General features: G+C 55.2%; 11 protein-coding genes. 6 read left to right on the top strand and 5 right to left on the bottom strand.

The genetic code is table 11. The features are described 5' to 3' along the window. Window positions 1–335: 335 nt before the first annotated feature. From CIK76_RS01755 to CIK76_RS01745, 3 genes are all read right to left on the bottom strand, one after another. Entirely contained in the window at window positions 336–1739 is a 1404-nt protein-coding gene (locus tag CIK76_RS01755) for a PepSY-associated TM helix domain-containing protein (RefSeq protein ID WP_096283081.1), read from the bottom strand. An 84-nt stretch (window positions 1740–1823) separates the two neighbouring features. Continuing rightward, the gene (locus tag CIK76_RS01750; protein WP_096283080.1) at window positions 1824–3026 is read right to left on the bottom strand and encodes a Dyp-type peroxidase; all 1203 of its coding nucleotides are present in this window, start codon (window positions 3024–3026) and stop codon (window positions 1824–1826) included. After that, complete coding sequence (locus tag CIK76_RS01745; protein ID WP_226910951.1) at window positions 3026–3475, bottom strand: copper chaperone PCu(A)C; 450 nt, start codon at window positions 3473–3475, stop codon at window positions 3026–3028. The genes CIK76_RS01750 and CIK76_RS01745 overlap by 1 nt, the downstream gene beginning before the upstream one ends. A gap of 1 nt (window position 3476) precedes the next feature. Between CIK76_RS01745 and CIK76_RS19750 the strand changes: the two genes are divergently transcribed. Further along, complete coding sequence (locus CIK76_RS19750) at window positions 3477–3818, top strand: hypothetical protein (RefSeq protein WP_255248309.1); 342 nt, start codon at window positions 3477–3479, stop codon at window positions 3816–3818. 186 nt (window positions 3819–4004) lie between these two features. On the opposite strand, the gene CIK76_RS01740 is transcribed toward CIK76_RS19750, so the two are convergent. After that, on the bottom strand, window positions 4005–4475 hold the full coding sequence (locus CIK76_RS01740; RefSeq protein WP_141393432.1) for a hypothetical protein: 471 nt from the start codon (window positions 4473–4475) through the stop codon (window positions 4005–4007). A gap of 599 nt (window positions 4476–5074) precedes the next feature. On the opposite strand from CIK76_RS01740, the gene CIK76_RS01735 reads away from it, so the two are divergent. Genes CIK76_RS01735 through CIK76_RS01720 form a run of 4 tightly spaced genes read left to right on the top strand, consistent with a single transcriptional unit; the run spans window position 5075 to window position 7945 of the window. After that, window positions 5075–5344, top strand: coding sequence for a hypothetical protein (locus CIK76_RS01735; protein WP_013350295.1), 270 nt, complete (start codon window positions 5075–5077; stop codon window positions 5342–5344). Between the two features lie 38 nt (window positions 5345–5382). Next, entirely contained in the window at window positions 5383–6324 is a 942-nt protein-coding gene (locus CIK76_RS01730) for a metal ABC transporter substrate-binding protein (RefSeq protein ID WP_096283077.1), read from the top strand. Then, window positions 6324–7055, top strand: a complete 732-nt coding sequence (locus CIK76_RS01725) for a metal ABC transporter ATP-binding protein (protein ID WP_096283076.1) — start codon at window positions 6324–6326, stop codon at window positions 7053–7055. Before CIK76_RS01730 ends, CIK76_RS01725 begins: the two co-directional genes overlap by 1 nt. Window positions 7056–7057: 2 nt before the next feature. Next, on the top strand, window positions 7058–7945 hold the full coding sequence (locus CIK76_RS01720; RefSeq protein WP_013350353.1) for a metal ABC transporter permease: 888 nt from the start codon (window positions 7058–7060) through the stop codon (window positions 7943–7945). 70 nt (window positions 7946–8015) lie between these two features. Here CIK76_RS01720 and CIK76_RS01715 read toward each other — a convergent pair whose 3' ends face one another. Next, window positions 8016–8711, bottom strand: coding sequence for a metal-dependent transcriptional regulator (locus CIK76_RS01715; RefSeq protein ID WP_096283075.1), 696 nt, complete (start codon window positions 8709–8711; stop codon window positions 8016–8018). Between the two features lie 218 nt (window positions 8712–8929). Here CIK76_RS01715 and CIK76_RS01710 point away from each other — a divergent pair, with 218 nt between their 5' ends. Next, complete coding sequence (locus CIK76_RS01710) at window positions 8930–9514, top strand: recombinase family protein (RefSeq protein ID WP_096283074.1); 585 nt, start codon at window positions 8930–8932, stop codon at window positions 9512–9514. The last annotated feature ends 117 nt before the right edge of the window (window positions 9515–9631 follow it).

Genomic DNA, 9631 nt, shown 5'->3' with positions numbered 1-9631 from the left:
TTCCAAAATCCTCGGGAAGACCAGTGAGTGTTACCGATGTCTTGATGCAGCAAGTGTTACTGATGTCTTGATGCAGTTTTGTCACCGATCTCCTGATACATGACACTGTTAAAGAAAATCAGCCCGAGCCATAAGGCGAGCGGGCTGATCATGATGACATCATCATAACAGACCAGAAACCAAAACTGACCACCGTCTCTTACCTAAATACATCTGACTCTATGGGAGGAGCACTAAGACCATTCGACAGTTCCTAAAACGGTGGTTTTTGAAACAGTTGTGCCCTTCGCCTACAGCGCGAAGGGCACAACTAAAACTTGTTTGAACTTTTGAATTTATTCAGTGGTTCGATGTTGAACTTTACTGCGTTGGAGCCGGCCTACGATCATGTCAATGACGAGGAAAGCCGCGAGGCTGATTCCCATCAGGGGCAAGAAGACCCCTACCATTCCGGCTGCAAGCAGTAGCAACAGCAGCCCCCACCACGGGGCACGCAACAATCCGCCGCGAGCCGGTGTCTTGCCCATGCGTTGCGAGGGATTTTTCATGGGTCGACGTTTCCACCACATCACGTATCCCAGCACCACCATGGTGGCGATGGTGGTAGCGACGAGGAACAACAAGATCTGGTTCGGCAATCCGAACATAGACCCCATGTGGATATCGATTCCCCACCGCGTTAGCTTCGCCGCAAGGTTGAAGTCTTTGAAATCTACCCGGTCGACGACTTCCAGGGTTTGACCATTAATGGAGACCGCGTCAACTTCGGTCGGGTATGAGCGTTGAATTTCTTGGACCACCCATGCTTTGCTTTCCGCAGCGGGCGGCTTGATTTCGACCAGTCCGGTGTTGATATTGACTTCGCGGGCGATGGAGAGCATCGTGTCGAAAGCTGCCGGGTTCACCGACTCCCCGGTGGGTGCTGTAGACGCTCCATGGTGGTGGGCATGCTCATCAGCGGAACCGTCGCCAGTGGCAGTGAGGTCGGTGCTAACGGAGGGGGTGCCCCAGTTCAGCGCAGTACGCAATTCACCCACGTTTGCGCCGCCGTAGGTGGACCAAGTGATCCCGGTGGCGGAAAGGAAGAACGCGCCAAGCAAGACCCAGATCCCCAGAGAGCCATGCCAACTGGCCAGTCGGCGGTAGCCGGTGGCTTTGGTATTGGGACGTAGGAGGTCCTTTTTGCGTTTGGTGCGCCTGATCCGCAAGATCCATAGACCTAAGCCAGCAAGGGCAATGATACCTAGCCAGGAAGCTGCCAGCTCGCTGTACATGCGTCCTGGCTCACCGAGTTGCAGATTGCGGTGCAACTGGTCGATCCAGGTGCGTAATGGCAGGGCACCACTGGTTCCGTAGGCGGTGAGATCGCCGCGGATTTCAGCGGTGGCAGGGTCCACGAAGATGGCCCTGGTTTCGCTCTCGCCCAGTGCTGGGTCGGCATACATCACCCGCGTGGTGTCCCCTTGATTCGGTGCCGGACGCACCGCGACCAAGGTTTCGCTGCTACCCATATAGGTGTTGGCCGCTTCGACTTGATCAGCTAGCGGCAGATAGGAATCAGCAACCGGTGCGTGCAGTTCTTTGGCGTAGACCGCTTGTTCGATCTGCGGCGTGATCGCGTATAAGGCTCCGCTCACGGCGGCGATGAGGATGAACGGACCGATGAAAATTCCTGCGTAGAAATGCAGCCGAAGTAGCAGTTGCCCAAACCAGCCTTTGCGAGTCGGACGGGAAGGCATGGAAGGCGGTTGGGATTCCGGGGGGGGTGCGGTGTCCAAGAGAGTCATGAGTAATCCTTGAAAGAAGAGAAATAATAGGGCTGGTCATGCCTTGAAGAGGGTTTCACCGACGAATCCTCCTTCGGCACAGCCTGGCGGGATGAGGAACACGGCAGAGCCGATCGGCGTGGTCCACTGGTTCAGCGCGTCAAGCTCCGCCAGACGTTGTTGCAACGGGACGAATTGCTTGGCCACGCTTTGTTGGTAGGACACGAAAATCAGTCCCGAATCGGAAATATCGGTTCCAGTGGGCTGCTCGTCATAGTTGTATCCCCGGCGGAAGATCCGCTCGCTGGGGTTCTCTGAGCGGGCGCGTCGAATGTGCGCGTGGGCCGGGATGACCGTGAATCCGAGAGCGTTGGTTGCTTCGAAATCGGGTTCGTCGTGTTCCTGACTGCCGGTGGTGGGGGCACCATTCGCCAAGGTTCGTCCAACACTGAATTCTCGACCGGAACGATCCACTTCGTCCCAGGTGTCGACGTCCATCTGGATGCGGCGAATGACCATGGTGGTGCTTCCATCAGGGTTCCATACCAGCGCGTTGAAGTCTGCGGTCTGCGGCGAGGGGTTGACGGTTCCATCAACCTGGCCGAAGAGGTTACGCATCGTCGTGCCAGTAGCTTCTGATCCTCTAGAACGGCGGAACCCTGGCTGCACCCATTTCACCGATGCGAACCGTCGGGCATCTTTGAGCAGCATCCGCTGGGCATGAGCCACGGTCAGCTGATCATCCGAGGCGATATGCAGCAACAGGTCCCCGTCGTTCCACCGTTCTTGCAACCGATCGATACTGAACTTAGGCAGTGGCTGAATACCTGCGGCAGAGGATCCTGCCAGCTCCACCAGCTTCGGGCCAAAGCCGAAGGTCACGGTCAACCGGGCAGGAACTGCTCCTAGTTCCGGTTCGGTATCTGCCAATGCAGCTTGCCCCTGGGTGAGCCTTGCTGCGTCATCTGTGAGCAGTCGCAGGAGGCGCTGCACTGCTGCACTGTCCACCTTTTCATTCAGGGCGAGAGAGATGTAGGTGGCGTGGGCTTGCGGTTCCGTAGCGATGCCTGCTTGGTGGGGGCCATAGAACGGAATCACGGTGTTCCCGTGCAACTGATCCGCTGCCTCAGCGGGCGCGGTGGTGCTAGTCAAGGACTCAATGCCGAGGGCTGCGATCGCTCCCAGCCCAGCGGCGGCTCCACCGAACAGCACACCGCGCCGACTCGGGCCACTTTGAAAGGGTGTCTTTTCGTGGGGCATTAGTGATCGTGGGCGCTTTCCGATGCGGAATGGTCCATATCCATGGTGCTGTGGTCCATGTCCCCGTGCTCGGTGCCTTCGTATTTTTCGTTGGCTCCGGCGAACTCCTTGACGGGGGCGGTGACATCGAAGGTGGTGTCATCGGAGAAGGTCAGGGTCAGGTTCACATCATTGCCTGGTTGCAGTGGTTCGGTGAGGTCCATGAGCATGATGTGGTCTCCCCCGGGTTCCAGATGCAGTTCGCTATGGGCGGGGATGGTGAAGCCACCGGTTTTTTCACGCATGACCATGGCCCCGGATTCATTGGCTACGGTCTCGTGCAGTTCCAGATCGGTGGAGGCAGGGCTGGTCACGGAGGTAACGGTGATGTCGTGGTCCCCGGTATTTTCAATGGTGCCGAATCCTGCGGACATGCCTTCGTCAGCGGCCTTCACCCACGGATCTTTCATCGTGACCGAAGCATTAGACGGTGATGCGGGACTGTTCTCGGCGGGGCTTGTAGCGCAGCCGCTCAGGGTGAGCAGGGCAGCGGCACAGAGAGCAGCGGTACGCAGAGCAAAAGAGGTGTTCAAGGTTCATCCTAAAAATATGGAAGCGCAGACAGCGCGCTTCGAAGGAGATATGCTGTTGAGCCCAAAAACTCTGGATGCCGAGCAATATGCAGGGCAACCGGTTGTTGGGGATGGCATGGTGAGGGATTGCCCTCAGAAGAAGGGCATGGAAGTCTATGGTGTAAGCGCACTGTGCGGATTACTGAGCGACGGGGCGCGAAACTATGCAGGCAGCTGCTGAGCTAAGAAATCATCACGATGAATAGTTGTGCGTGAAGCAGCATGCCAGGCCCGGGTTCAAAGCGGTCTTGCATACGAGCAACTTCCTGTGGACAGCAACACGAGACGCAACAAATCCGCCTGTCAGTCGTCAGTAAGGCAGACGTAAAAAACCCACAGACACGTTGATCTGTAAATGGGAGTGGTCTTACACCGTGGTGAGTGCGGGTGGACCCCGACGAATAACCGACGTTGAATACACGCATATCGTGTAGGTCGGGATTTCACGCGGGGCAGTGGGAGTCGGCAGTGGGTGGATTAGCTGGTAGGCGAAAGTAACTAGTCGCCACAGCAGTTTCCAGGTCAACAGGTCAACGATGTTAGCGGCAGCGATGAGCATTTGTTCGCTGCGATGCAGAACCAGCACGGTAGCGAGGCCCGCCATGAGGTGGGCTAGAAGCATCGTGGTATCACCATGGCTCATGGTGGCAGCGTCGGCCGAGGTAGTGATATCTATGGGCATAGTCATCCCATGATGCGCGTGCATGTCCTGCCCGCCAATGATGGACGCAGCTGAATGCCCGGCTCCCATCGAGAACAACAGATGGAAGAGCAGCTGGCTGAATCCAACCATCCCGGCCAAGCGCCACAGGGTGAATTGTCGACCGCTGAGCAACATGCACACGAGAAGCGACAGCGCGAGAGGTAGCGCGACGTTCAGGAGTCCTGGTACTTCTCCGCCTGCGAGTACGTGGGAGCACAGAGAAACGAACGTCGCAAAGAATGCGGCGGTCGTGCCTCTGAGAACACGTGTCGAGCGGGCGGATTTTTGCACACCCCTAGTATTCCAGACTGAGCGCTGTATTTCGACATCCCGTAAAACTGAAGTGGTAATGGCCCCATCTGTTTGCAGAAGGACCGGAAACGGTCGTTTGTGACACAGTCATGCGCCAGGTTGAGTGGAAATCCTCGACGATTGAGAACTCAACAGATTTTCGAGGATATTTCGTCGCAAAACTCAGTTTCATAAACTATGTGTCGAAAGATTAGCCACTCCACGGGTATTGCCCCACCGCACCCCTAGATCGCCCCGATCCCATCTGGCTATGGGCTCAACCATTCAAACTTCGACCATGAAATGCCTCGGCGATACCAACATCCAAGCACAGGCTACAACCGACATTCTGCATAATCATGCATTATCCATGCTTCAGAAAGGCCCTCGACCTAACAAGTAATATTTTGAACTTCGGTGTACCGAACATTAGAGTTCTACCCATGCAACATAATGCTTCACAACGAACCAACGACGGACTCTGGATCGAAGCCGTCGCATTGTTCCGCGCCGCGCAAGAGTCCAAGCACCACGAAGCGCAGTCACTACTGGGTTCCTCCACCGACCCTGCAACTGTAGTGCGTTACTTCCTGCGACTAGTCGGCATTTACTGCCGCGGCGAAAACCCGACCAAATTAGAACGATTCGCCTCAGCTGCACATCGCGCAGGGCCACCCCCTGAGACCCCGCCATCACTCATGAGCTCGCTCTAGATTCTTCAGCCGTAAACCTACGATCGAAAGGCAATCCTATGCCCAGATCTCCACGTTCATTCCGCCCACGCTTTTCCCTTGCTATTAGCGCAGGAGCCCTAGCTCTCCTCCTCACTGGCTGCACCACTTCCCCGCAAAATTACGCCACGACTCAAGAAAAGAAACCAGTGGTCCTAACCACATTCACCGTACTAGCCGATATCGCTGAAAACGTCGCCGGCGACCACCTGCAGATCGAATCCATTACGAAATTCGGAGCGGAAATACACGGCTATGAACCCACCCCGGGCGATATCAGCAAAGCTGCGAAAGCTGACCTGATCCTGGATAACGGAATGAATCTCGAAGCATGGTTCGGCCAATTCGTCGAGGGCTTAGACGTGCCCCACGCTGTTGTCAGTGACGGTGTCGAACCAATCGATATCACCGAAGACGAGCATGCCGGAAAACCTAATCCCCATGCCTGGATGAGCCCGCTAAACGTACAGGTCTACGTCGATAACATGGCCTCGGCATTCAGCACTCTTGACCCTGAAAATACCAATGAATACGCGCGTAATGCAGCAGCATACAAAGAGGAATTACAGGAAGTGCATGACGGGCTAGTCACTGAACTTTCCCATCTGCCCCAGAGCCAACGAGCACTCGTCACTTGTGAAGGAGCTTTTTCCTACCTTGCCAAAGACACCGATCTAACCGAAAAATACATCTGGGCCGTCAACGCGGAGCAGCAAGCAACACCCCAGCAGATAACCTCTGCCATCGAATTCGTCACCACGAACCAAGTACCCGCAGTTTTCTGCGAGTCCACAGTGTCTGACGCGCCCATGCAGCAGGTCGTCGAAGCCACCGATGCCAAATTCGGTGGCACCCTCTATGTGGATTCCCTCTCCGGAAAAGACGGTCCTGTGCCTACCTATTTAGAGCTGATCCGTCACGACACGCAAACGATTATCGACGCATTGACTGGTGAGAATTAATGCCCCCAGCTATTTCGCTTAAAGATGTCACTGTCCAATACGGTACGATACGAGCACTAGAGCAAGTAACGCTGGATATCAATCCACACCGGGTCTGTGCTCTGATCGGCATGAACGGTTCGGGAAAATCTACCTTGTTCAAGACCATCATGGGCCTGGTTCACCCCGTCACAGGAACAGTTTTGGTTAATTCCCATAATCCTGCTGCAGAACGCAAACGTGCAGGAATCAGTTACGTCCCGCAGCATGAAGACATCGATTGGGCATTCCCACTCTCCGTGCGCGAAGTCGTCATGACTGGACGTTACGGAAAGATGGGACTCACGCGCCGTGCTAGGACTGCCGACCATCAAGCCGTCAACGAAGCACTAGAAAAAGTGGAGCTCACCCAATACGCTGACCGGCAAATCGGCCAGCTTTCCGGAGGGCAGAAAAAACGCGCGTTCGTTGCTCGCGGCATCGCCCAAGAAGCGAAGATCCTGCTCCTCGACGAGCCATTCGCAGGAGTGGACAAACGATCCGAAGCAACAATCACCCGTCTAATCCGCGAACTTGCCTATAAAGGTGCCACCGTTGTGGTGTCGACTCACGACCTACAAGCATTACCCGAACTAGCAGACGAGGCCATCCTTCTTATGCGCCGAGTGCTGATGCACTCTTCTCCAGAAAACGTCCTTCAACCTGAGAATCTGGCTATGGCCTTCGGACTTGACGTGCTGGCAAAAGGATAACTGTGCAACTAATCGACCTTCTCATCGAACCGCTCAGCTATGAATTCATGCTTCGAGCTTTGATCACTACGCTGACCGCATCAGTAGTTTGCGCGGTCCTCTCATGCTGGCTTGTCCTCATCGGCTGGTCCCTCATGGGAGACGCGGTATCGCACGCAGTGCTCCCCGGTGTTGTCCTTGCTTATATTGTCGGCGCACCCTTTGCCCTAGGAGCGGTAATCTTCGGATTCCTCGCAGTGCTGCTCATCGGCATTGTGCGAGACACCAGCAGAGTAAAAGAAGACGCCGCCATCGGAATCGTTTTCACCACACTCTTTTCCCTGGGACTAGTCCTCATCTCTGTAACCCCAGCGCACACTGACCTGAACCACATCATCTTCGGAAATCTACTAGGCGTCTCATGGACAGATCTGGCACAAATCATCATCCTCGGTGCCCTAACCCTGGCGATACTCCTCACCAAACGCCGGGATTTCACTCTCTACGCCTTTGATCCAACCCATGCCCACGCCATTGGATTGAACCCACGTTTACTCGGGGCACTGCTCTTAGCACTTCTAGCAACGACAGCGGTCGTAGCGCTACAAGCAGTCGGAGTCATCCTTGTGGTCGCCATGCTCATCATCCCAGGAGCAACCGCATACCTACTAACCAACCGCTTCAGCAGAATGCTGATGATCGCCCCACTCATCGCGGCACTATGCGCCGTTATAGGATTGTATGCGAGCTACTACTTCGACACAGCCTCCGGGGGCATGGTCGTCCTCAGCCAAGGCGCCGCTTTCTTCCTGGCATATCTCTTCAGCCCACAACATGGACTAATCAGCGCCAAACTAGCTAGGTATCATAGGACCCGCAACGAATCCCGGCTACAGCACAGCCCCAATTAAAGAGTAAAGAGAAGCCAGAGGCCGGCGCCCCCTCGGATCAGTTGCCTGCCTCTGGGTTCTCTCCCGTCGCCTATGAACCTATTGCATCCTGTGAATCAATGGATACATACAGTGCCTTGACCGCTGCAGCGCCAAGAAGCACAGATTCTTTGGCCCCTGAGATCCGAGCTTCCAATACCCCCGAAAATGGGGCACCTTGACTGATCGACAGCTTTTTCCCAATGCAGAACCCATGATTTTCAAAGAACTTCAGCATTTGAGGGTCCTCGTCAGAAATCCGCTCGATACTTACATCCTGCCCCGCTCCAACATCACTAAGTGGGACAGCGGCTGGCGAATCCACCGCGCCTGACGCCGAAGGGATCGGATCGCCATGGGGATCACGCGAGGGAAACTCCAGTAATTCGTCGATCCGCTTCACCATAAAGTCAGACACCGCATGTTCCAGATTCTCAGCCTCATCATGCACCTGATCCCAGGAATACCCCAACACCTCGACAAGAAAAGTCTCCAACAGCCGATGCCTGCGGACCATCTGCACAGCATAGCGACGGCCTGACTCTGTTAGCTCCACCGAGCCATATGGTGCATGCTCCAAGAATCCCTGCGTGGAAAGCTTGCGGATACCCTCCGACACCGAGGACAACCTCAACCCCACACGATCAGCAATTAACGAAGGAGTTACAGGGGAAGAAGTCCATTCAGACAAACTCCACACGACCTTCAAATATTTCTGAGCACTCGGGGTTAATTCAGAGATGGACATAAACAGATTCTATCTGCCAATGCAGAATCCAGATCCGCCACATTGATTTCTCAGACGTCTCACAACCTATAGGTTGCAAGACGTCTCACCGCGCACCCCTGCCCCAACGAAAAATCCGCGGAAACTCAATAGTCCTAAATTCTCGCAACTATGTGTCGCAACCAATGTCGTAGAATCATGTTGACAACATTAGTTTCGAGACACTTTTCAAGGATTCCATGACCAAGCTGATCGGATACGCCCGCGTATCAACCAAAGCACAAGACACCGACCGGCAAATTCAAGATTTGTTGGCGGCCGGTGTCCGCCGCGATGACCTTTATATTGACCACGGGCTCTCCGGGGCTCTGGCCAAACGTCCCAGCCTGGATAAAGCACTCGACGCGCTACACCCGGATGACACCCTCATGATCACCACCCTGGACCGACTCGGGCGCTCCACCCAGAAAATGCTCGAACTGGCCGAAGAGCTGCGTGATCGCAATATTGGGCTGCGGGTGCTCAACCTGGGCGGTGGCGACGTGGACACCAAAACACCTATGGGCGCAATGGTCTTCACCGTCATGGCAGCCCTCGCGCAAATGGAGTTAGAGATTAAGCGCGAACGGATCAACGACTCCGTCACCAAGCGCCGCACCACCGGCGGCGACCTCGGAGGCCGCCGGCCCACTTTCACCGACTCCCAAATCCGGACCGCAGCAAAACTCATCCAGGCAGGTGAACCGGCAACCCAAGTCGCCAAGGACATGGGGATGTCCCGCGCTACCCTTTACCGCAGGATCAATGAACAAAAAACTCAATAGTGTTCGGCTACTTCACACCTCTCAGCAGAAGGCCCATTACGGGAAGTCTGATCAGTTTCGGTATTCAAGCCAATCGCAGCGACAAATTAGTATTAGAGGCTCTTCAGGATTCAGGGT

The sequence above is a fragment of the Glutamicibacter sp. BW80 genome (assembly GCF_002332385.1).
GTDB lineage: Bacteria > Actinomycetota > Actinomycetes > Actinomycetales > Micrococcaceae > Glutamicibacter.
The sequence above is the reverse complement of the archived record's forward strand: the minus strand, read 5'-3'. Positions and strand labels throughout refer to the sequence as shown.

Coding starts and splice junctions, on each gene's coding strand:
- CIK76_RS01755 (WP_096283081.1), bottom strand. CDS start 1,739: ATGCCTTCCCGTCCGACTCGCAAAGGCTGGTTTGGGCAACTGCTACTT.
- CIK76_RS01750 (WP_096283080.1), bottom strand. CDS start 3,026: ATGCCCCACGAAAAGACACCCTTTCAAAGTGGCCCGAGTCGGCGCGGT.
- CIK76_RS01745 (WP_226910951.1), bottom strand. CDS start 3,475: ATGAAAGATCCGTGGGTGAAGGCCGCTGACGAAGGCATGTCCGCAGGA.
- CIK76_RS01740 (WP_141393432.1), bottom strand. CDS start 4,475: ATGTTGCTCAGCGGTCGACAATTCACCCTGTGGCGCTTGGCCGGGATG.
- CIK76_RS01735 (WP_013350295.1), top strand. CDS start 5,075: ATGCAACATAATGCTTCACAACGAACCAACGACGGACTCTGGATCGAA.
- CIK76_RS01730 (WP_096283077.1), top strand. CDS start 5,383: ATGCCCAGATCTCCACGTTCATTCCGCCCACGCTTTTCCCTTGCTATT.
- CIK76_RS01725 (WP_096283076.1), top strand. CDS start 6,324: ATGCCCCCAGCTATTTCGCTTAAAGATGTCACTGTCCAATACGGTACG.
- CIK76_RS01715 (WP_096283075.1), bottom strand. CDS start 8,711: ATGTCCATCTCTGAATTAACCCCGAGTGCTCAGAAATATTTGAAGGTC.
- CIK76_RS01710 (WP_096283074.1), top strand. CDS start 8,930: ATGACCAAGCTGATCGGATACGCCCGCGTATCAACCAAAGCACAAGAC.